The 24,119-nt window shown below is 36.5% G+C and carries 17 protein-coding genes; 7 read left to right on the top strand and 10 right to left on the bottom strand.

Going from position 1 to position 24,119, the window contains the following annotated elements; all coding sequences use genetic code 11:
• Positions 1–28: 28 nt before the first annotated feature.
• Positions 29–592: a 5-formyltetrahydrofolate cyclo-ligase gene (locus ACFSQS_RS05695; RefSeq protein ID WP_388015469.1), complete on the top strand. Its 564-nt coding sequence runs from the start codon at positions 29–31 to the stop codon at positions 590–592.
• On the opposite strand, the gene ACFSQS_RS05690 is transcribed toward ACFSQS_RS05695, so the two are convergent.
• The 5 genes from ACFSQS_RS05690 to ileS all read right to left on the bottom strand — a co-directional run bounded on the left by ACFSQS_RS05690 (position 589) and on the right by ileS (position 9,152).
• Complete coding sequence (locus ACFSQS_RS05690; protein ID WP_388015467.1) at positions 589–2,475, bottom strand: hypothetical protein; 1,887 nt, start codon at positions 2,473–2,475, stop codon at positions 589–591. The two genes, ACFSQS_RS05695 and ACFSQS_RS05690, sit on opposite strands and share 4 nt — an antisense overlap.
• A gap of 212 nt (positions 2,476–2,687) precedes the next feature.
• A complete protein-coding gene (locus tag ACFSQS_RS05685; RefSeq protein ID WP_388015464.1) occupies positions 2,688–4,580 on the bottom strand; it encodes a hypothetical protein in 1,893 nt (630 codons plus the stop codon).
• A gap of 84 nt (positions 4,581–4,664) precedes the next feature.
• Entirely contained in the window at positions 4,665–5,294 is a 630-nt protein-coding gene (locus ACFSQS_RS05680) for a lipoprotein signal peptidase (protein WP_388015461.1), read from the bottom strand.
• 68 nt (positions 5,295–5,362) lie between these two features.
• Complete coding sequence (locus ACFSQS_RS05675) at positions 5,363–5,743, bottom strand: TraR/DksA family transcriptional regulator (protein ID WP_388015458.1); 381 nt, start codon at positions 5,741–5,743, stop codon at positions 5,363–5,365.
• 4 nt (positions 5,744–5,747) lie between these two features.
• Entirely contained in the window at positions 5,748–9,152 is a 3,405-nt protein-coding gene (gene ileS / locus ACFSQS_RS05670) for an isoleucine--tRNA ligase (RefSeq protein ID WP_388015455.1), read from the bottom strand.
• Positions 9,153–9,308: 156 nt separating this feature from the next.
• Between ileS and ACFSQS_RS05665 the strand changes: the two genes are divergently transcribed.
• Positions 9,309–9,542 (top strand): GIY-YIG nuclease family protein, encoded by a 234-nt coding sequence (locus ACFSQS_RS05665; RefSeq protein WP_388015452.1) that lies wholly within the window; start codon positions 9,309–9,311, stop codon positions 9,540–9,542.
• A 289-nt stretch (positions 9,543–9,831) separates the two neighbouring features.
• Here ACFSQS_RS05665 and radA read toward each other — a convergent pair whose 3' ends face one another.
• The 5 genes from radA to panC form a co-directional block, all read right to left on the bottom strand.
• Positions 9,832–11,190 carry a DNA repair protein RadA gene (gene radA / locus ACFSQS_RS05660; RefSeq protein ID WP_388015449.1) on the bottom strand — a complete coding sequence of 453 codons (1,359 nt, stop codon included), beginning with the start codon at positions 11,188–11,190 and terminating at the stop codon, positions 9,832–9,834.
• A 90-nt stretch (positions 11,191–11,280) separates the two neighbouring features.
• Complete coding sequence (locus tag ACFSQS_RS05655; RefSeq protein ID WP_388015446.1) at positions 11,281–12,432, bottom strand: alpha/beta hydrolase; 1,152 nt, start codon at positions 12,430–12,432, stop codon at positions 11,281–11,283.
• A 95-nt stretch (positions 12,433–12,527) separates the two neighbouring features.
• Positions 12,528–13,439 (bottom strand): lysylphosphatidylglycerol synthase transmembrane domain-containing protein, encoded by a 912-nt coding sequence (locus tag ACFSQS_RS05650; RefSeq protein ID WP_388015443.1) that lies wholly within the window; start codon positions 13,437–13,439, stop codon positions 12,528–12,530.
• A 48-nt stretch (positions 13,440–13,487) separates the two neighbouring features.
• Complete coding sequence (gene panD, locus ACFSQS_RS05645) at positions 13,488–13,838, bottom strand: aspartate 1-decarboxylase (RefSeq protein ID WP_388015440.1); 351 nt, start codon at positions 13,836–13,838, stop codon at positions 13,488–13,490.
• 13 nt (positions 13,839–13,851) lie between these two features.
• Positions 13,852–14,703, bottom strand: a complete 852-nt coding sequence (gene panC, locus ACFSQS_RS05640) for a pantoate--beta-alanine ligase (protein ID WP_388015437.1) — start codon at positions 14,701–14,703, stop codon at positions 13,852–13,854.
• A 144-nt stretch (positions 14,704–14,847) separates the two neighbouring features.
• Between panC and ACFSQS_RS05635 the strand changes: the two genes are divergently transcribed.
• The 5 genes from ACFSQS_RS05635 (at position 14,848) to ACFSQS_RS05615 (ending at position 24,097) form a co-directional block, all read left to right on the top strand.
• Entirely contained in the window at positions 14,848–15,657 is an 810-nt protein-coding gene (locus ACFSQS_RS05635; RefSeq protein WP_388015434.1) for a glycogen/starch synthase, read from the top strand.
• 87 nt (positions 15,658–15,744) lie between these two features.
• Positions 15,745–17,466: a DUF4270 domain-containing protein gene (locus ACFSQS_RS05630; RefSeq protein WP_388015431.1), complete on the top strand. Its 1,722-nt coding sequence runs from the start codon at positions 15,745–15,747 to the stop codon at positions 17,464–17,466.
• A 213-nt stretch (positions 17,467–17,679) separates the two neighbouring features.
• Positions 17,680–19,527 carry a glutamine--fructose-6-phosphate transaminase (isomerizing) gene (gene glmS, locus ACFSQS_RS05625; protein WP_388015428.1) on the top strand — a complete coding sequence of 616 codons (1,848 nt, stop codon included), beginning with the start codon at positions 17,680–17,682 and terminating at the stop codon, positions 19,525–19,527.
• Positions 19,528–19,704: 177 nt separating this feature from the next.
• Entirely contained in the window at positions 19,705–22,494 is a 2,790-nt protein-coding gene (locus tag ACFSQS_RS05620; RefSeq protein WP_388015425.1) for a TonB-dependent receptor, read from the top strand.
• A 13-nt stretch (positions 22,495–22,507) separates the two neighbouring features.
• A complete protein-coding gene (locus ACFSQS_RS05615; RefSeq protein WP_388015422.1) occupies positions 22,508–24,097 on the top strand; it encodes a G-D-S-L family lipolytic protein in 1,590 nt (529 codons plus the stop codon).
• Positions 24,098–24,119: the final 22 nt, after the last annotated feature.

Genomic DNA, 24,119 nt, shown 5'->3' with positions numbered 1-24,119 from the left:
GGCAGCTCTCAATTCAAATTAATCAAGTATGGACAAACCAGCATTACGTATAAAGTATAAAGCGCTTCGCGAAGATTTATCGCTTAAACAGATTGATAGTTTAAGTATGGCTATTGCCAACCAAACACTTAAGCTGCCTATATGGGAGCATGCTTTTTACCATATATTTTTATCGATTGAAGAATTTAAAGAAATTAACACCGATTATATTTTAAACATTCTTTCGGGGAAAGACAAAAACATTGTAATCTCTAAATGTAAATTTAAAGACACGTCTTTAATCCATTTTTTATTGACCGATAATACGGTAATTAAGAAAAGTGCTTGGGGCATTCCGGAACCTGTTGATGGTATAGAAATTGACGACAAAAAAATTGATGTGGTTTTTGTGCCACTTTTAGCATTCGATAAACAAGGAAATCGCGTAGGTTACGGCAAAGGGTTTTACGATAGTTTTTTGGCCAACTGCAAACCGGAAACCATTAAAATTGGTTTGTCCCTTTTTGAAGCTGAATACAAAATTGAAGGTGTTTACGAAGGCGATATCAAAATGGATTATTGTGTAACGCCCAAAGCTATTTACCGGTTTTAGTCATTACAATTCTCGCAATAGGTTTCTCGTATATATTCGTCTTCTAATAACTGAAACGTAACACCGCCATCTTCAACGGCATTAAACAGGTTGCAAAAACGGGTTTTGTTCATGTTAATGGCATTAAGCATAATGGTTCTGTAATCTGGATCTTGGGTTAGCGACTTGTTTACTAGCGTTAGGTTTAGGTAATAGAACAGTAAATCTTCATCAATATCAATGGTTCTTGCCTTTCTTTCTAGTAGTTTTACCGCTAAGTTAGAATTTGCATAAATACTGTAAAACTGGGCCAAACTGGAAAAATCATAATCTGATAATGGGAACTTTTTATAATTTCTATTTACATATTCAACCGATTTGTCTTTGTTATCAAAATCCCTGTTTTTCATAAACTTATCGGCAATAACCATATGGAAATTTACCTTCATCCTAGAAATAAGCGGTTTAGGTATGCCGCCTTTTTTCAAATTATTTATTTTTTTAATGAGTTTAGACTCCTGGATATCTATGGCATTATACCGCCAAAGCATAATTTCGATTGCTAATATATTGTACTGCAATTCAATATCACGGGGTGCCAATTTTTTAAGATCGAGCAATTCGCCGTGCACAATTAGCGCTTCTTTTTTATCTAAAATATATCGGTAAGCAGCGTTTTTATTTATTATTTTGGCATATTTAGCTTCTTGTGGCACTTTCATTTTATGCAAAATCGCAGAAGAAGCCGCTCTTGTTTTAACCTTTTGGAAAATTGAATTTTGAATTATTTTTGCCTTTTCAATATCGTCTTGGGCAATGGCCCTGTTAAATTCTGCCAAAAGCCGGTTTACAGATTGTCCTTTGCTTTTTTCTTTCTTTTCCAGCTCTAATTCTACAACGGCCTTTCTGTGGTTTTTTAAAATAGGCTCCATCTCTCTAGAGACAGCCCCTGCTATGCTTTTTCTAACTTGGTTTTTGTTTTGAGACTTAAGGTATTCGTATTTGGTGCCTTTTATATCGTTGAAAAACTCAACCCAGTTCTCCGAGGCGGAAACATTGGTTTTTATGGTTGGCTTTTGATAAGCCTGCAATGCCTCAACTATACTATTGGCACGCCTTTCTTGCAATTCGATATTGCGTTTGGTTATGCCTTCAATAGACGAGTACGCCTTAATCTTTAGGGTTTTAATTTCGAAATCTGTTAAACTTAACGAATCATAAATAGGTTTTATTAATGCTTTAGAATAATTGGTTTTGTTTTTTTTAAAAGGAATTATAAATTTTAATTTTTTATTCCTGATGGAATAGCTTTCGGTATTAAATGCCTTTATCTGTTTTACATTATAGGTTAATTGATCCAGATACATGCCCATGTCCAGCAAATCCCAAGCATAGTAATCCAAATCGTAAGTTACATAATACTGGCAAAGGTTATTGTTACCTATAAATAAAATATTGTACTCTAAATTGTAATCGCGTAGCTTACGGGGCACTTCACCTACTTTTACCCTATATACATTGCCGCTATGGTGCAGTAAACCGTTTTTTAGTTCTTGGGCGTAAACGGGTTTAAGCAACAAGCCTTTTATTTGGGTTTTGCTTTTAGTTGTGTTGCCACAATCGTACCTGTCTTTTAAAACAATATCTAAGGAGATACCATCGTTTGGGTTTTTAAACACGAGATGGAACCAATCTACATCGTTAATCTCAAAAAAAAGATCGTTGTTCTCCCTACTAATTGAATACCTGACTTCTTTGGGTTTTTGGCGAAACGCGTAATTACAGGCTTTACATTTTTTATCTCTATCTTTAGCATTGATGATAATGTCAAATGTGTTTTGAGAGAAAGCAGTTTTTGTAATAAATAAGAGGCTAGCGATTAATAACAGGTAGTAACCTTTCATGTCTTGAGAGCTTATTGGTTTGAGAGTTTAATAAGGAGATAAATATAACAAATCCCACATACATAAAAAAAAGACTTACATTAAAATAAACCTAATTAAGTTTAGATATTAGGAAAAACCTTCTTATTAAAAACAATAAGCATTTTAAAGCCCTTGCCTATGGCCACATCGGCGATATTGGAATTAGTGATGCCTGATATGGCTTATAAACATTAGTCTTTACAATTCTCGCAATAGGTTTCTTGTAAATATTCGTCTTCTAATAACTGAAACGTAACACCGCCATCTTCAACGGCATTAAACAGGTTGCAAAAACGGGTTTTGTTCATGTTAATGGCATTAAGCATAATGGTTCTGTAATCTGGATCTTGGGTTAGCGCCTTGTTTACTAGCGTTAGGTTTAGGTAGTAGAACAGTAAATCTTCATCAATATCTATACTTTTTGCTTTGTTTTCCAATAACCCGACAGCCATATCAATATTAGCATAATAACTAAAAAATTGTGCTAAACTTAAATAATCGTAATCTGATAATGGAAACTTTTTATAGTTGCTTTTTATATAATTTACCGATTTATCTTTGTTTGCATAGTCTCTTTTTTGCATTAAGTTTTCCGCTTTAATAATGTGGAAATTTACCATCATTCTAGATATTAACGAGCTATGAATCCCGTAGTTTTTTAAAGCGCTAATTTGGTTTTTAAGCTTAGCTTCATTAATATCAATAGCCTTAAAACGCCATAATTTTATTTTAATAGCCGCTATATTATACTTTACTTCGCCGTTTTTTGGCACTAGTTTTTCAAGAGATTGTAGTTGGTTTAAAACAATTAAAGCTTGCCTAACATTTAACATATATTTAAACGCCGAGTTTTTATTGAGAATTTTAGCAAACTTAGCTTGTTTGGGTATTTGCATTTTTTGTAAAAAATCTGGTGAAATTTCTTTGTTCTTCAGTTTTTTAAAAATAGAGTTTTGAATGTCGTTGGCATCGTCTAATTGTGCTGAACTAATTGCCGAATTAAATTTAGTTAACAATTGGTTTGCAGACATGGTTTTATACTTATCTTTTTTTTCTAATTCCAGTTCTAATACTGCCTTTCTGTGGTGCTGCAAAATAGGTTCAAGGTCTTTTGAAAGTGCGCCAACAAGTTTTTCTTTAATTTGATATTTTGGTAAATCAATTAAATTTTCATGCTTAGTCCCTTTAATATCATTTAAAAATTCCACCCAATTTTCAGATGATGAAACCTGCGTTTTTATTGTTGGTTTTTGAAATGTTTGTAAAGCAGCAACAATACTATTGGCGCGTTGTTCTTGCAATTTTATGTTACGTTGCAAACTCCCTTCAACTGATGAGTAAGCCTTTATATTTATGGTTTTAATATTAAAATCTGTTAATCGCAATGAATCGTAAATAGGTTTTATATCATCTTGAGAATATTCAGATTTATTTTTTTCAAAAGGAATTTTAAACTTTAAGGTTTTGTTTCTAAGAATGTAACCTTCTTTGGCTGTGGCTTTTATTTTTTTTGAATCGTAAGTTAAAGAATCTAAATACATGCCCATATCCAATAAATCCCAAGGGTACGATTCCAAATCATAAATTGTATAGTATTGACATAAATTTTTATTGCTTAAAAATAAGATGTTGTATTCTAATTCCTTTTTTGTTAAAGTTTCAGATATTCTCCCCACATGAACACGGTATTTATTTTCACCATTGGGCTTAAGTAAACTTTTTAATTTTGAAGCATAAACAGGTTTTAAAAGTTGCCCTTTAATTTGAGTTTTTTTGGCAGATTCCAACTCGCAATTATATCTGTCTTTAGCAACAACATCAACAGCTAGTCCGTCGCCAGCATTTTTAAAGAGTTGATTAAACCATTTTTTATCGTTTACATAAAAATATAAATTTATGCCTTCTCGTTTTACTGAAAATTTTACTTCTTTAGGTTTTTGGCTGAATAACTGAAAACATTGTTTGCACTTTTGATTGCGCTCATTTTCAGTTTTAGGAAAAACAATACCGAAGGTGTTTTGGGCTAAAATAGGGGTTGAATTGAATAATAGAAATGTAATTAAAAAGAGAAGCTTTCTATTCATTATTTGAGGATTTATAAGAATATTTATTAAAGATTAAATATAACAAATCCACTTGAAGTAGAAAAATACTTACTTACAAATAATTTAATTTTGAGACTCTTTTTTCTGAAACGCTTTCTTATTAAAAACAATAAGCATAATAAATCCTGTGCTTATTGCCATATCGGCGATATTAAAAACAGGTTCGAAAAACGTAAAATAATCGCCTCCAAAAAATGGTAGCCATTCTGGTAAATAGCCTTTCCATATGGGCAAGTACAGCATATCGACTACTTTACCGTGTAAAAGCGCATCGTAACCACCGGTTTCTGGCAAAAATGCAGCGACTTGTCCGTGGCTATCATCAAACAAAACTCCATAAAATACCGAATCTATAATATTGCCCATGGCACCTGCAAAAATGAGAGCAATTGCCAATACCAACACTTTAGGACTTTGTTGTTTTACTGCATCGTAGAGCCAATAACCTATTCCAAAAATAGCTACTATCCTAAATAAGGTTAGGGCTACTTTTGCTGTACGGTCCGGAATATTTATAAAATCGCTTATTTTTGTGCCCCAAGCCATACCATCGTTTTCAATAAAATATATTTTAAACCACTTAAAAACCTCAACGTTATCTTGAAGTGCAAAATGGGTTTTTATATAAATTTTACTAATCTGGTCTAATAGCAAAACCAGAACGATAAGCAGTATGGGGTTTTTAAGCGACATAAATGTTTTTTAATAAAAAACGTCTCGAATTATATAAACGAGACGTTTTAAAAATGCTATAAGCTTTATTATTGCTGCATATTTTTAGCTTCAATACTTAATGTAGCATGAGGCACTAACTTTAGGCGTTCTTTATTAATTAATTTGCCGGTAACCCTGCATACGCCATAGGTTTTGTTTTCAATTCTAATTAGCGCGTTTTTTAAGTCGCGAATAAATTTTTCTTGGCGAATGGCCAATTGCGAATTAGACTCTTTACTCATTACGGCACTACCTTCATCAAAAGCTTTAAATTGTGGTGCTGTATCTTCGGTACCATTGTTATGGTCGTTCATATAGGCACTCTTAATAAGCTCTAGGTCGTGCTTGGCTTTATCGATTTTTTCTAAAATAAGGCCTTTAAACTCAGCTAAATCTTTGTCTGAATATCTTACTGTGTCTGCATTCATAATCTTAATGTTTTTTAATAGATAATTTGGTACTTACATCATCAAAGACAATTTCTATACCATTATCCACTAGGTCCATAATTTCTAATTTTTCGGTTAAGGTTTCAGTTTTAATATAATTTAAATTGTGCTTTACAGCATTTTCAATATTAACATCTTTTTGGAGCCTTACATCAATTCGGTCCGTTACTTCAAAACCAGAGTCTTTTCTTAAATTTTGAATTCGGTTTATCAGCTCTCTGGCCACACCTTCTCTTCTCAAATCGTCAGTTAATGTAACATCTAAAGCTACTGTTAATGCGCCTTCGTTAGCAACCAGCCATCCTTCAATATCCTGCGACGAAATCTCTACGTCTGCCCGTTCTAAAATAATCATTTTTCCGTTAACTTCAAGCTTTAAATTGCCATTTTGTTCGATATTGTTAATATCTTCTGCCGAAAAATTAAATACGGCATTGGCAATGGCTTTCATGTCTTTACCAAAGCGCGGGCCTAGGGTTTTAAAATTAGGTTTTATGTGTTTAACCAGAATATCTGAAGCATCTTCTAAAAGTTCTATTTCCTTTACGTTTACTTCGTGTTTTATTAATCCCGCAACGGCTAAAATCTCTTCTTTTTGCTGTTCACTATCAACCGGAATCATTATTTTTTGAAGCGGTTGCCTTACTTTAATCTTCTCCTTGGCTCTTAACGATAATACCAATGATGATATTGTTTGGGCAGCTTCCATTTTGCGCTCTAAACTTTTATCAACAAAATTTGGGTTGAATTTTGGGAATTCTGATAAGTGTACGCTTTGGTAAGATTCTTTTTTAGATACCGAATTTAAATCTAGGTACAACCTGTCCATAAAAAAAGGGGCAATTGGTGCGCTTAATTTCGCTATGGTTTCCATGCAGGTATAAAGCGTTTGGTAAGCCGAAATTTTATCGGGTTGGTAATCGCCTTTCCAAAAACGTCTGCGGCTTAGGCGTACAAACCAGTTGCTTAGGTAATCTTGCGTAAAGTTAGATATGGCGCGTGTGGCTTTTGTGGGCTCGTAATCGGCATAAAAAGCATCTACTTTTTGTATTAGCGTGTGCAATTCAGATAATATCCAGCGGTCTATTTCCGGGCGTTGGGCTAATGGAATATCTGCTTCAGAATAACTAAAGCCATCTAAATTGCTGTACAAGCTAAAAAAGGAATAGGTGTTGTAAAGTGTTCCGAAGAATTTACGTTTCACTTCCTCTACCCCTTCTAAATCAAATTTTAAATTGTCCCACGGGTTGGCATTGCTTATCATGTACCAACGTGTGGCATCGGCACCATAATCTGCCAAGGTTTTAAACGGATCGACGGCATTACCCAAACGCTTAGACATTTTTTGTCCGTTTTTATCCAACACCAATCCGTTGGATACCACATTTTTGTATGCCACAGAATCGAAAACCATAGCCGCTATGGCGTGTAATGTATAAAACCAACCTCGGGTTTGATCGACACCTTCTGCTATAAAATCGGCAGGAAATGTTGTTCCTTTATCAATTAAATCGTTATTTTCAAACGGATAATGCCATTGTGCATAAGGCATACTTCCGGAATCGAACCAAACATCTATTAAATCGCTTTCGCGGAACATTTTTTGCCCAGATTCTGATACTAATACAATCTCATCAACTATATTTTTATGCAAATCTATTTTAGCATAGTTTTCTTCAGAGTTGTTTCCGACTTCAAAATCTTCGAATATATCTTTTGAAAGTACTCCTGCTTCAACAGCTTTTGTCATTTCATTTTTTAATTCTTCAACAGAACCTATACAAATTTCTTCTTTACCATCTTCTGTTCTCCAAATTGGTAATGGGATTCCCCAGTAACGAGAACGCGATAAATTCCAATCGTTTGCATTGGCCAACCAATTACCAAAACGCCCAGTTCCAGTAGATTTTGGTTTCCAGTTTATGGTTTCGTTAAGTTCAAACATTCTGTCCTTAACATCGGTAATCTTTATAAACCAAGAATCTAACGGATAATATAAAATGGGTTTATCGGTACGCCAGCAGTTTGGGTAACTGTGTTTATATTTTTCAACCTTAAAGGCTTTGTTTTCTGTTTTTAATTGAATGGCAAGTTCCACATCTACAGATCGCTCTGGGGCTTCACCATCATTATAATATTCGTTTTTCACATACTTGCCAGCATATTCGCCCATTTCCGGACGGAAACGCCCTTGTAAATCTACCAAGGGCACCAAGTTGCCATTTTCATCTTTTACCAACATGGGCGGCACTTCTGGTGTGGCTTGTTTTGCAACCAAAGCATCATCGGCTCCAAAAGTTGGTGCGGTGTGTACAATTCCTGTACCATCTTCTGTGGTTACAAAATCGCCAGAAATAACCCGAAATGCATTTTCTGGATTGTTGCTTGGCAATGCAAACGGTAAAAGTTGCTCGTAAGTGATGCCTACCAAATCTTTGCCTATACATTCAGCAATGATTCTATAAGGAATCTTTTTGTCTTCTTTTTTATAGGCCTCAATTTCTGATTTATCTTCAGCTAGCTTATATTTTCCTGTAAATTGTTTAGCAACTAAAGACTTTGCTAATACTACTTTTATGGGTTTAAATGTATATTGATTAAAAGTTTCAACTAAAACATAATCAATTTTTGGCCCAACGGTAAGCGCGGTGTTACTTGGCAACGTCCACGGTGTGGTGGTCCAAGCTAAAAAGTGAATATCGCCTTCATTTTGTAAAAACTTTGGTAGCGAATCTAGCTTTGCCTTAAACTGCGCCACAACCGTTGTATCTGTTACATCTTGATACGTACCGGGTTGATTCAGCTCGTGTGAGCTTAATCCCGTTCCTGCTTTTGGCGAATACGGCTGGATGGTATAGCCTTTATAAATCAAATTCTTGTTGTAAATCTGCTTTAACAGCCACCAAACCGACTCCATGTATTTTGGCTCGTAAGTAATGTACGGATCGTCCATATCTACCCAATAGCCCATTTTTTCGGTTAGGTCGTTCCACACATCGGTATAGCGCATTACCGCTTTACGGCAAGCGGCGTTATAATCTTCAACCGAAATGGTTTTTCCAATATCCTCTTTGGTAATACCAAGCTCTTTTTCAACACCCAATTCTATAGGCAAACCATGGGTGTCCCAACCTGCTTTTCGCTTTACTTGGTAACCCTTCATGGTTTTGTAACGCGGAAAAATATCTTTTATGGCACGCGCCAAAACATGATGTACTCCCGGAAGCCCGTTTGCCGATGGCGGCCCTTCATAAAACACGTACGGTTTGTTACCTTCTCTTGTAGTTACACTTTTTTGAAAGATGTTGTTTTCTTGCCAATATTGCAGTATCTCGTTTGCTATATTTGGTAAGTCAAGTCCTTTATATTCAGGAAATTTTGCGCTCATTTACTCTTTAATCTTATAAGTTCGCGAATTTAAGGAATTTTAGTAAAAAAGAACTCAATACATTGAATAATTTAACTTGTCATTAGGAGGGAAGAATGGCCGAAGCAATCTGTTTAATTCAAGTTCTCTTCATGAGATTGCTTCACTGTGTTTGCAATGACGTTAAATTACTGTGTTTACAAGACGAACAATTCTTATTTGTATTTTATGACTAATAAAAACAATACTGTAATATACATAGTTGTTACTAGTGTTTTGTTAAAACGAGTTTATCAGCATAAAACAAAAACTTTTAAGGGATTTACAAGTAAGCATAATTGTGATAAATTAGTTTATTTTGAAGAATTTACAGATATATATATCAAGCCATGGCAAGAGAAAAGCAATTAAAATCTGGCAATGGAAAACGAAAAGCGTACTTGATAAATGCAAATAATTCTGAATGGCATGATTTATCTGATGGTTGGTTGTTTTATTTTGATTAAGGTAATCTATTACAAAGCGTCCGTCATTACGAGGAATGAGGAACGAATGACGAGGTAATCTGTTTAATTATAGCTTAATTCATGAGATTGCTTCACTGTGTTCGCAATAACGATAAAACACAGCAGGTTACCACGTCGTTCTTCTTTGGAGTTACGTAAATAATGAACAGACTGCTTCGTTCCTCGCAATGACGCTAAACAACAAACCGAACTAAATCTTCAATCTTAGAAATCAATTGAATTTTAATAACAGTATTTTTAAGTGAAATTTTATTGTATTTCGATACAAATATGGTTGAAAACCCAAGTTTTTCGGCCTCTAAAATACGCTGCTCTACACGTTGCACGGGGCGGATTTCTCCAGACAAACCCACTTCGGCCGCAAAGCAAAAATCTTTTTGCAAGGCAACATCTTCATTTGATGATAAAATAGAAGCCACTACGGCCAAATCTATCGCAGGGTCATCAACCGTAATGCCTCCGGTAATATTTAAAAACACATCTTTTGCACCAAGCCTGAAACCTGCACGTTTTTCCAAAACGGCCAACAACATGTTAAGGCGTTTGGCATTAAACCCTGTGGCGCTACGTTGTGGAGTACCATAAACAGCAGTACTTACCAGGGCTTGCACCTCAATCATTAATGGGCGCATACCTTCAAGGGTTGCAGCAACAGCATTTCCACTTAATTCTTCATCTTTTCTAGAAATAAGTATTTCGCTTGGGTTAGAAACTTCCCGCAACCCAGAACCTTGCATTTCGTATATACCCAACTCGTTGGTGGAGCCAAATCGGTTTTTGTGGGCGCGTAAAATTCTGAATACATGATTGCGGTCTCCTTCAAACTGTAAAACGGTATCGACCATGTGCTCTAATATTTTGGGGCCAGCAATATTGCCGTCTTTTGTGATATGCCCAATCAACAAAACGGGTGTTGCTGTTTCTTTGGCAAATTTAATCAGTTCGGTTGTGCACTCTTTTATTTGCGAAATGCTTCCCGAAGAGGATTCAATATAATCGCTATGTAAAGTCTGTATAGAATCAATTATAACTATATCGGGCTCTAAAGCTTCTATTTGTTTGAAAATATTTTGAGTCTTCGTTTCAGTTAAAATGTAACAATTGCTGTTGTTCGGATTGATGCGTTCTGCACGCATTTTTATTTGTTTCTGGCTTTCCTCGCCCGAAACATATAAGGTTTTATACGGTAATTTTAATGAAATTTGAAGCAACAATGTACTTTTCCCAATTCCGGGTTCTCCCCCTAAAAGGGTTAAAGATCCGGGAACAATACCGCCGCCCAAAACACGATTGAATTCGGCATCAAAGGTATCGAGTCGCGCTTCTTTAGAGGTGTCTATTTCGTTAATCCGTAAGGGAACAGATGCCCGCTTTACAGTTGATGTTGGCGATTTCCAATCGCTTTTTTCTGGTTTTTCAATAACTTCTTCAACAATAGTGTTCCAAGCTTTACAGGCTGTACATTGGCCCTGCCATTTTGCAAATTGATTGCCGCAGCTCTGACAAAAAAAAGTAGTTTTAACTTTAGCCATTGTTTAAGTTATTGGGTTGAAAAATTATGGGGTTATTAAAGGTTTTGATTAAATAATAATTAACTAAATACCCAGTTTACACCTTGTTTTTTAGTAACCGAAATCCGCCTTTATTAAGTCTGCTTTTTCCAGCATTAAATCTTTGGTTATGCCTGCAATTTCATCTAACATATAAGCCGATTGATAAGTGCGCATAGCTTTTTTGGGCTCGCCTGTTTCTTCGTAAAAACGTGCCAAATAATAATTTCCCAACAAAGTATCGGGGTATTCTTTACGGGCCATTTTCCCCAAGGCTTCGTAATACTGAAAATCGTCATGCTTTTCTATGGCTGCGGAAATGGCTTTAAAATCGTTAACGAGTATTTGTTTTTCAATCCCGAACAATTCTTTTATCATTTTATATTTTTCTTGAAGATAGGCAACCGGAGACTCGTCTAATTCTAAAATAACCTCTTTATATTCTTTTTTGCTAATGGGCTGAAAGACATGAAAAATACTTTCTATGGCTTTTGGTATAGCATGTGCCGGAACCGAATAATGCGAACCGTTTTCAAAGCTATCGAAATTGTAAAAAACAGTTTTTGTATTTAATGCCGAAATATCTGTGTTTAAAGCAGATGTCGTCTTTTTTATTGACTTCGAGTCGTTTTTAGTGTTTGCCAAATAATAGAATATTTTAGACTCTAATTTGCCCAATTGCTCTGGAATATAATCGAGCATATTTGGTGCTAATTCTGGACTGATTACGATGTATCCTTGAAATAATGGTTGCTGTTTTAATAAAAAGTAATTGATAAAATTTGCGGTTTCTCCATGCCCAACGGCAACTCTAAAGCTTTCGGTTCGGTATGTTTTTTCTATATACGGAATGAGTTCCATGCCAATAAACTCGAAAAAAGCGGCACCAGTTTCAATGGGCAACGAGTTTTGCTCTGAATACAAACAATCGTCGAAACGTTTTTCAAGCTGATTGACTCCTACCACAATGGCCTCGGGCATGTCTTCCCAATACGAGTAATAATCTACGTTTCCTGCTACGGCTTCAAATAAATAATCACCATCTAAAACAACAAACAACGGATATTTTTTTTCTTGGTTTGCATTATACCCCCTTGGCAATTGTATCTTAAGTTCTCGGGTTTCCCCTAATTTTGAAGATTCGAAGGTTTCGTATTTTACCTGGGCATCAACAGGGTTTAAAGCACAAAAAAGGAGCGCTGAAAAAATGATGGCTTTCTTCATTTTAAAATAATTTTAGTTTTAACTGGCCAAGGTAATAAATAAGCGATAAGAATTCAAAAAGTTAAGCAATAGGTTTAGCCAGCGGCCACAGTTTATTAAGTTTTTTTGGTATTGTAAACTGGCAAGAAAACCAAGGACAAGCCTCCAAAAACAATAATCATTAAGGTTTGGGATGCCCACATAATCCACCCAAACGCGATACTGGGCTCTTCAGCAATGCCAAAAATTGAAAATGCGGCGTAAATGGCCAACGGATAAGAGCCAATGCCGCCATTGGTTGCCGCAATGCTAAAACTTGCTGCTATAAAACCAATTAACAGTGGTGCAAGCGGCAAGTTGCTGGTTGCCTCTAGCGAAAAGGAAGTTACGTAAAACATAAGCACGTACATGCCCCAAATAAACAGGGTGTGGAAAATAAAGGCCCACTTTTTTTTCATTTTAAAAATACTTAGAGCGCCCTCAATCAATCCGTTTACAAAAGCTTTTATTTTTAATGCCAATTTAGAGCGGCTTGTTGTTATGTACCTAAAAAACACAAGCATAAAAACAACAACAGCGATTAAAGCTACTGTTATTTTTAAGGGGTCGAATGTTTGCATTAAAAAATTATAAATGAAATCGAATTCAATAAAAAGGGTTATCGCAATAATGGCGAACATTACCAGAGTATCTGCAATGCGCTCGGACACAATGGTTCCAAAACCTTTTTCGAAAGGCACACTTTCGTAATTTGTAAGCAACGATGCTCTAGCCACTTCGCCGGCCCTGGGAACGGTGTAGTTAATTAAATAGGTTACAAAAATAGCCATGATACTGTTGCCAAGCCTAATGTTGTAACCCATGGGCTCTAACTGAAAACGCCAGCGGTAAGCCCGCGACAAATGGCTTAAAAGCCCTAAAAACACACCTAAAACAATCCAAGTATAATTGGCATTTTTGGCGTAAACCAGCAACTCTTCAATAGAAACTTTAGAAAGCGAATACCAGACCAAAAAAACTCCCAGCATTAGTGGGAGCGCTGTTTTAAGTATGTTCTTTGTTTTGGTGTTCAAAGTTTATTTTAACAGGTTAGTGGCCTCGTCTGGGAATACCAATGAAGGTTTAAACACTTTTGCTTTTTCTAAATCCATAAAAGCATAAGTGATTAAAATAAGGGTATCGCCAACCGATACTTTTCTGGCGGCTGCTCCGTTTAAAGTGATTTCGCCACTATTGCGCGGACCGGGAATACAATAGGTTTCCAAGCGTTCGCCATTATCGTTATTTACAATCTGGACTTTTTCGCCCTGAATTATGTTGGCGGCATCCATTAAATCTTCGTCAATGGTTATGCTGCCTATGTAGTTGAGTTCTGCACCCGTGCATTTAACTCTGTGAATTTTAGATTTTACGACTTGAATTTGCATGTGGCAAAGATAATTAATTTAACGCGATATTATCTATAAGTCTAATATCGTCTGCATATACGGCTATAAACGCTCTGTATGCTCTTTTTTCGGATTTTCTTTTTACTGGTTTTAGGGTTTTGGTGTCTGCAATAATGAAATATTCTAATTTTAACAACTCATGTTTAGCAAACTGGTTTTCAACCCATTCTGTTACTTTACTTGCACTTTTTGTGCCAAATTTTACTTTGGCAGTTTTTAAGGTTTTGTAAATAAATGGTGTAGCTTTTTTATAATGGGGCTTTAACCGTGTGTTACGCGAGCTCATAGCTAAACCATTAGGCTCTCTATAAATGGGGCAACCAATTATTTTTACAGGTATATTATGCTTATCTACCAGTTTTTCAATGATGGCCAATTGCTGATAATCTTTTTCGCCAAAATAAGCCCGCTGTGGTTTTACAATCTCGAAAAGACGTTTTACTATGGTACCAACACCGTCAAAATGTCCGTTTCTAAATTTGCCTTCCATTTCAAACTCCAAACCATCAAAATCAAAGCTTTGCGATACGGTATTGCCTTCGTAAACATCATCAACGGTAGGCGCATATACTAAAATTTTATCTTTTGAAACTGTTTTTAACAAGGCCAAATCATCCTCTAGGGTTCTTGGGTATTTAACTAAATCGTCTTTATTGTCAAACTGCGTAGGGTTAACAAAAATGCTTACCACCACTTTATCGTTCTCAGTCAAGGCTTTTTTAACCAGAGCCAAGTGCCCTTGGTGCAGTGCCCCCATGGTTGGCACAAAACCATGTCTAAGCTGTTTGCCTTTTAATGCATCAACTGCAGTTTCAATTTGCTTTTTTTGTGAAAAAACGGTCATTATTTAATAAAAAATTAACGCTTGCAAACTTAATATTTTACTGGCAATTTGCATAAAATTTTGTATTTTTGCGTGTTTTTTATTTTGAATTTTCAAAAGCTGCTAAATTAAGGCAGCCCTAAAAAGAACATCAAAAACTTAAATATGAAAGATAAGAGGATATTGTACGTATCATCTGAAGTAGTGCCTTATTTACCCGAAACAGAGATTTCATCCATGTCTTTTGAGGCGCCAAGATTGGTAAATCAACAAGGAGGTCAAATAAGAATTTTTATGCCCCGATACGGCAACATTAATGAGAGAAGGCATCAACTGCACGAGGTAATTAGGCTATCAGGAATTAATTTGGTGATTAACGACTTAGATATGCCACTAATTATTAAGGTAGCCTCTATTCCAAAAGAACGTATTCAAGTTTATTTTATTGATAACGACGAGTATTTTAAGCGAAAAGCCACTCTAACCGACGAAAACGGCGAGTTGTTTTCCGATAACGACGAGCGTGCCATTTTCTTTGCAAAAGGCGTTATAGAAACGGTAAAAAAATTAAATTGGGCGCCAGATGTTATACACGTTCATGGTTGGTTGGCATCATTACTTCCCTTATATTTAAAACAATTTTATAAAGACGAGCCGCTTTTTAACGAAAGTAAAATTGTTACTTCGGTGTACAATCAAAGTTTCGATGGCGCGTTAAACAAAGACATGGTTAATAAAATTATGTTTGACGACATAGACGCAGAAACCATTAAAACACTGGAAGATCCATCATATAATAACTTAATGAAAGTTGCTATTGATTATTCTGATGCCGTAATTATAGGGTCTGAAGATATTCCTGAAGAATTAGATTCCTATTTAAAAGCGGCAAACAAGCCTATTTTAGGGTATAAAAGCAAAGATGAATTTGGCGAAGCATATACCGAGTTTTTTAACACCAAAGTTTGCAACTAAGCTTTGTTTCTTTTGCAAAAAAACAGTTAAGCTACGCATACGCATTAAAATAAAAGCAAAAAAACTTCATTATAAATTTTTAAATGAATGAAAAAAATATTTAAGCCCCTTAAATTCTCCAGTATTTTCCTATTAGCTATGGCATTGTTTATAGCTTGCGACAAAGATTTTAATACCATTGATAGCGATGTCTTAGGAAAAGACAACGCCAACTTTAACACCAATAACTTAAACCTCCAGATTTTAGCTTACAATAAAAAACTTGACTCTTTGCAAATAAACAATTTGCCCAACCATTTATTTGGAGCCTTTAACGATCCTGCCTACGGATTAACCACGGCCAGCATTGTTACACAAGTAACCCCAGCTGTTTTTAACCCAGATTTTGGAGAAAACCCTGTAATAGATTCCGTGGTTTTAAAAGTGCCTTATTACAGCAAAGAAGATGGCTTGATAGAAGGCACAACTAATGCTAAATACTCCATTAAAGACTCGCTTTACGGCAACGGCAAAGTTAAATTAACCATTTACAGAAACAATTACTTTTTAAGGGATTTTAACCCAAACTCAGAGTTTGGACAAACCCAAATGTATTACTCTAACGCCAACAGCTCATCAAACTCAGCAATCGATGGCAACAGTATCATAAATTTTGAAGACCACAAAAGCGATGTTATTTTAACCCTAAACGAGTTCGCTCCAAGCAACAATACCATAATTTTAAAAACAACCGAAGGCGACCAAGATGTAATTGATAGACAAGCACCTGCCTTAAGAGCAAAATTAGACACAAACTATTGGAAAACTTTAATTCTAGATTTAGAAGACGACGCTGTATTAAGCAACGCCAACAACTTTAAAGACTATTTTAGAGGGCTATATTTTAAAGCCGAAGCTATTAACGGCAACGGCAGTATGACATTTTTTAATTTAGCAACAGCCAATATTGTTATATATTTCTCTAAAGACTCTTCTGTTGATGGCGAAAAACTACAAGATTCGTACACCTTAAACCTTACGGGAAATAGACTAAACACTTTTGTTAACAATTTCAACACGGCTTTAATTAATGGCAATAAAACCAATGGCGACGAAAAGCTATATTTAAAAGGCACCAACGGCTCTATGGCTGTTGTAGATTTGTTTGGTGGCGACATGGTAGAATGTACAGACGAAAATGGCTCAGTTACCATGAGAACACCTTTAGATTGCTTTAAAAAAACCTACAGACAATTAGACGAAAATGGCGATTATTTACCTCAAGTAAACGGCAACTACCCGCTTAAAAAACTAATCAACGAAGCACACCTTCTTATTTATGAAGATGAAATAATGCAAACATATCCAAAAGACGAAAATGGAAATGATTATAGTGCTTTTGATAGAATATATGCCTACGATATAAAAAACAATGCTCCTACCACTGATTTTGCTTTTTTTGATCCTACAGAAGACAGAACAAACCCTTTAAACTCTAAAATTATAAGCCTTGGACAACGCATAACAGACGATAACGGCATTTCAAAATACAAAATACGCCTTACAGAGCACCTTAAAAATATATTACTTAAAGATTCAACTAACACTAAAATAGGGCTAGTGCTATCTACCAATGTGAATATAGATTACAACCCCAGCACCAACATTTTACAAACCGCAACTATTTTAAACAGCGGCGACGACGTTACAGCACTTCCTGCCACGGCAGTAATATCCCCACGGGGCACCATTTTATACGGCAACCACCCAAACGTGCCAGAAAACAGAAAAATGAAACTTGAAATATTTTTCACAAAACCTAATCTATAAATTCATTTTACAAGTTCTTATCATATAATAAACCCTTTTTTTATTGGCATCGATGAATTTCATCGTATAAAACATCAACTTCATGTACTATTTTAGCATTTGTTGATATTTTTTTTACATATTTGCTACACATAAATCAAACCAAACAAATTCTAAAATCATCTTATTTTTTAAGGTTTTTTTGGCATTTAACCCAAATTAAACAAATTACTTATGTGTGGAATAGTAGGATATTTAGGGTACCGAGAAGCTTACCCCATTATTATTGAAGGACTTAAACGACTAGAATACAGAGGCTACGACAGTGCAGGAATAGCCTTATTTGACGGCAACGATCTTAAAATCTCTAAAACCAAAGGAAAGGTTTCAGATCTAGAAAACCAATCAGCAAAAGAAATCACTCAAAACGGCAACTTGGGCATCGGGCATACCCGATGGGCAACCCATGGCGTTCCAAACGATGTAAACTCCCATCCACATGCCTCAAATTCTGGAGATTTAGCCATTATCCACAACGGTATTATCGAAAATTACGATGCGCTTAAAAAAGAATTAATTTCCAGAGGCTACACCTTTCAATCTGATACCGACACCGAAGTACTCATAAATTTAATTGAAGACGTAAAAAAGAAAGAAAATGTAAAACTTGGCAAAGCTGTACAAATTGCACTAAACCAAGTTGTTGGTGCCTATGCCATTGCTGTTTTTGATAAAACCAAACCCGGAGAAGTTGTAATTGCTAGACTTGGCAGCCCTCTTGCAGTTGGCATTGGGGAAGACGAGTTTTTTATAGCCAGTGATGCCTCTCCGTTTATAGAATACACAAAAAACGCAATTTATCTCGAAGACGAAGAGATGGCCATAATAAGGCTTGGAAAAGAAATAAAAATAAGAAAAATAAAAGACGATTCGTTAGTTGCCCCTTACATACAAGAACTTCAATTGAATCTCGAGCAAATAGAAAAAGGGGGTTACGAACATTTTATGCTCAAGGAAATCCACGAACAACCAAAAGCTATAAGAGACACCTATAGAGGCCGGCTTTTAAGCGATGAAGCCATTATAAAAATGGCTGGAGTTGAGGATAACATGAAAACCTTTTTAAATGCCAATCGCATCATTATAATAGCCTGCGGCACCTCGTGGCATGCCGGATTGGTTGCCGAATATATTTTTGAGGAATTTGCCAGAATACCTGTAGAAGTAGAATATGCCTCAGAGTTTCGGTACAGAAATCCAGTAATAAACGAGAACGATGTGGTAATTGCCATCTCGCAATCTGGCGAAACTGCCGATACATTGGCCGCCATAAAGTTAGCAAAATCCAGAGGTGCATTTGTGTTTGGAGTTTGCAACGTTGTAGGCTCTTCCATTGCAAGAGAAACCCACGCTGGGGCTTACACCCATGCAGGGCCTGAGATTGGTGTGGCTTCAACTAAAGCGTTTACCACCCAAATAACCGTTTTAACGCTTATTGCCCTGCGTTTAGCCAGAGCCAAAGGCACCATGTCTAGCTCAGATTTTAGATTATATCTACGAGAGTTAGAATTAATTCCGCAAAAAGTAGAACAGCTATTAAACGTTGACGACCACGTAAAAGACATTGCCAGACAATATTTACTATCTCCCAATTGTTTATATTTAGGAAGAGGCTATAATTTTCCGGTAGCACTAGAAGGCGCTTTAAAATTAAAAGAAATCTCTTATATACACGCCGAAGGCTACCCCGCGGCAGAAATGAAACATGGCCCCATAGCGTTAATTGACGACAGAATGCCCGTAATAGTTATAGCAACCAGCAAAGGCCATTACGAAAAAGTAGTTAGCAACATTCAAGAAATTAAATCGAGAAAAGGCAAGATAATCGCTGTTGTTACCCAAGGCGATACTGCCGTAAAGGAAATTGCAGACCATGTTATAGAAATACCGGAATCAGAAGAAGCTTTTTCACCACTATTAACCACAATTCCCTTACAGCTCCTCTCGTATCATATCGCAGTAATGCGCAATTGCAATGTAGATCAGCCTCGAAATTTAGCTAAATCGGTTACCGTAGAATAAAAAGGTGCCAACCCATCTAAACACCTATCCAAACAAAAACATGCTTAGCTCAGAGCGAAAAAACAACAAGTTTTTATTTCAAAACTGCTATGCGCGCATAATTTTTTTAAATTTTTATATGAAAATCATCTTATATATATTTATATTGCTAAATAATAATTAAACTAATTCTTGTAAATGAAAACTATTCTCCCCTTTTTACTGTTGTTTTTTTGCGCATTCTCTAATGCCCAAACAACAGCAATTTCAGGAACCGTTGTTGACGATAACGGACAACCACTTCCTGGAGCAAACATTATTGTTTCAGGCACTTCAACAGGAACAGTAACAGATTTTGACGGTGCTTTCAACCTAAACGTAAGCCAAAACCCACCTTTTTCTGTACAAGCCAGCATGATTGGCTTTAGCACTGCTACCATAGAGGTTACCACAAACAACCAAGTACTCAATTTTGTGCTTAACGAAGGTACATCGCTAGACGAAGTTGTAATTTCGGCATCCCGTACTCCAGAAAGAATCTTCGAATCGCCTGTAACCGTTGAACGATTGGGACTAAAAGAAATTAAAAACACGGCTTCGGCTGATTTTTATGATGGGCTGGAAAACCTAAAAGGTGTCGATATACACACCAATAGCTTAACCTTTAAATCTGTTAACACCAGAGGCTTTTCTGCTTTTGCAAACAACCGTTTTATGCAATTGGTAGATGGTATGGATAACTCTACCCCTGCTTTAAACTTCCCTATTGGAAATTTAGTAGGCATGACAGAAACCGATGTTTTAAGCGTTGAGCTACTCCCAGGAGCATCTTCGGCATTATATGGGGCAAATGCATTTAACGGCATTTTGTTTATGCGAAGTAAAAATCCTTTTGACCACCCAGGAATTAGCGCTTCTCTTAAAGGTGGAGTTACCTCTCAAGAGGCTGCCGGAAACAACCAATATGTAGATTATAGTATTAGACTTGCCCATAAATTCAGCAATAAATTTGCTGCTAAAGTTAATTTTGGCTACCTAAAAGGCACCGATTGGGTTGCCAATAGCGAAGTAGATCAAAATAGCGATGGAGGCTCCAGAACCTCCAACCTTAACTACAATGGAATCAATATCTATGGCGATGAAGTAAGCCAAAACCTAAAAAGTGTTGCCTTTGCTTTAGAGTCTGCAATTAATCCTGCAACAGGACAGCCCTATTTACCTGCCGGTGCAAATGCATTGGTTCCCAGCGTTAGGGTTAGCAGAACTGGATATAGCGAAAGCGATTTAACCGATTACGAGGCCAAAAGTGTTAAAGCCGACTGGGGATTGTACTTTAGACCCTGGGAAAATGATTTTGAAATATCTTATGTAGGCAAAATAGGAACAGGAACCACGCTCTATCAAGGATTAAATAGATATAATATTGAAAATTTTTTTCAAGAACAGCACAAATTAGAACTACGTAATGAAAATTTCTTTTTAAGAGGTTATGTAGTTGCCGATAAAGCTGGAGACTCCTACGATATGGTTTTCACAGGTATTAATATTAACAGAGCTTGGAAACCAGACTTAAACTGGTTTGCAGAATATGCAGGCACTTATGTATTAACCACATTGGGTGGCGGAACCGATGCACAAGCCCACGAAGCAGCCAGAATCCAAGCAGAAGATGGTCGCTTTTTACCAGGGAGCGATGGGTTTAAAGCGGCCTTTAATAAAAGCATTAACGATCCCGATTTAAGAACAGGGTCTAAATTTCAAGATGCCTCTAAATATTATCATGCCGATGCCAATTACAACTTTAGCCACTTAATCGATTTTGCCGATATCCAGGTTGGTGGGTCTTACAGACAATATAATTTGAATTCTTTTGGAACAATTTATACAGACACACCAGAAAATGGCCCTATTGATTACTCTGAATATGGTATTTATACCCAAATTCAAAAAAGTTTAGCACTAAGCGAAGACTTAAACCTAAAATTAACAGGGTCTATCCGCTACGATAAATCTAAATTCTTCGATGGCTTTTTATCCCCTAGAATATCTGCGGGTTTAACAGTAAATAGAAACCACAACATTAGAGCCTCTGTACAAACTGGGTTTAGAAACCCAACCACTCAAGATTTATTTATTGGCTTAGATGCAAATCGTGCCATACTAGTTGGGGCTGCACCAGAAAACCTTGAAAGATATTCTAGAGATTACCCAGCAAATGATGGAAATACATACAATCAAACTGGTGCCGCAGCCTATAATAACTCTTATAGCGAAAACTCTGTACTACGCTACCAAGCTACTGGTAATCAAAGTGATTTATTGGTTTCCAACCCAGATTTAGTAAAACCAGAACAAGTAACTTCTGCTGAAGTTGGTTATAGAGGAAAATTCAACAAACTTATTATAGACTTTAGTGCTTATTACAACAGTTATAAAGATTTTATATCACAACAATATGTTATTTCCCCACTTTACGGAACAGCAGGAGACGCATCAGGAGTCGAAGCTTTAAACAGAAACGATTATATCACTTACAATACTTACACCAACTCTGAAGCAAACGTTAACTCCTACGGTGCTTCAATTGGAGTATCAACAAAGGTATTAGGAAACTTCGATTTAGGAGGCAGCTACACCTATACCAAATTAGACTTTGATCAAGATGCATTTCCAGACTTTGTAACAAACTTTAACACGCCAGAACATAAATTCAAAGCTTCGTTTGGCAATACCAATTTATTCAAAAACTTTGGATTTAACATTAATTACAGATTCAGCGACGACTATTTCTGGGAAAACACTTTTGCAACCGGTTTAATTCCAGAATACCACGTACTAGATGCACAAATAAACCTAAGGGTACCAAGCTTTAAATCTACTTTTAAAATAGGCGCAACCAATCTTTTAGGCGACGAATATTTCTCGGCCATAGGAACTGGCCATATAGGATCTATGTACTATCTATCATGGACAATTAACAACTTATAAAATAAAAACAATTATGAATACTAAATATATATGGCTATTATTAATCTTAATTGGCTTTTCATCCTGTAACGAACCCGAAGATATTTTAAAAGGAACAAATGCAGAGCCAGAAGTTATTGTAGAACCACCCGCACTTAGCTCTGGTACAGCAGATTTTTCCAACTATGTGGCTTTAGGCGCCTCATTTACGGCCGGCTTTACAGACAGTGCTTTGTTTAAAGCGGCTCAAGAAAATTCGTTCCCTAATATTTTAGCTCAACAATTCTCAAAAGCAGGTGGCGGTATATTTTCGCAACCTTTAATGAACGACAACATTGGAGGCATTGCTGTTGGAGGGGCACAAATCCCAGGGGCTTCAACTGGCCCAAGATTGGTTTTTGGCGGCGCTGGCCCCGTTCCATTATCATCTGTAATAGGCCCTGTTACATCTACTACAGATTTACTGGTTAATAACCCAACAGGCCCTTTTAACAACATGGGGGTTCCTGGTGCGAAAAGTTTTCATTTATTATTCGATGGCTATGGCAATATTGCCAATTTGGGTGTAAGTGCCAACCCTTATTTTATAAGAATGGCTTCTAGCCCTACAGCTACCATGTTAGGCGATGCCATGGCACAAAACCCAACGTTTTTTACCTTATCTGAAATTGGTGGCAATGACGTATTGGGCTATGCAACATCTGGTGGAGACGGCAGCAACTTAATTACCCCATCAGCAGGACCTCCTGGAATTGGTTTCGATTCTACATTTCAATTCTTAATCTCTACATTAACCTCTGGTGGTGCCAAAGGCGTAGTAACCAATGTACCTTATATTACAGATTTACCTCATTTTACAACAGTACCTAACAATGCCTTAGTATTAGATGCTTCAACCGCAGCTCAACTTACCGGTTTTTTTCAAGCTGTTGCAGGAATATTCACCCAAGTATTGATTGCACAAATGGTGCCTCCAGCACAGGCTCAAGCATTGGCCAGCCAATATGCAATACCTTTTAATGAAGGCTCCAACAGATGGATTATAGATGTACCTGTTACACCTTCAAACCCACTAGGTTTCAGACAGATGACTGAAGATGAATTATTGGTTTTAACTATAGATCAAGATGCATTGGCTAAAGGTTATGGCTCTGTAGCTTTAACTAACGAAGTGCTTCAAGTTCTCGGTTTATTACAAGCCGGTGGTACACCAACCCCCCAACAAGGCGCACTCGTTATTGCTGCGGTTAATGGTATAGATGATGGCGATGCTCTGGACAGAGACGAGCTTACCGAAATAAAGAACGCAACCGATGCCTACAATACAACAATAGAAGCCTTAGCAAACGCTAATGAAAACGTAGCTTTAGTAGATTTAAACACCATACTTCAAGATGCTAAAATTAACGGAATCTTATTTGATGACTTTACGCTGCAAACAAACTTAGTTACTGGTGGGGCTGTTGGGCTAGACGGCATACATTTAACATCGAGAGGGTATGCATATATGGCCAATAAGTTTTTAGAAGCTATCGATACCAATTTCGGCTCTAACTTCGTTGCCTCCGGAAACGTTGCAAAAGCCGGAGACTACCCAACCAATTACCATCCAACACTGCAATAAACAGCATATAAAACACAATTAC

Source organism: Gelatiniphilus marinus, assembly GCF_042684345.1.
GTDB classification, from domain to species: Bacteria; Bacteroidota; Bacteroidia; order Flavobacteriales; family Flavobacteriaceae; genus Gelatiniphilus; species Gelatiniphilus marinus.
The sequence above is the reverse complement of the archived record's forward strand: the minus strand, read 5'-3'. Positions and strand labels throughout refer to the sequence as shown.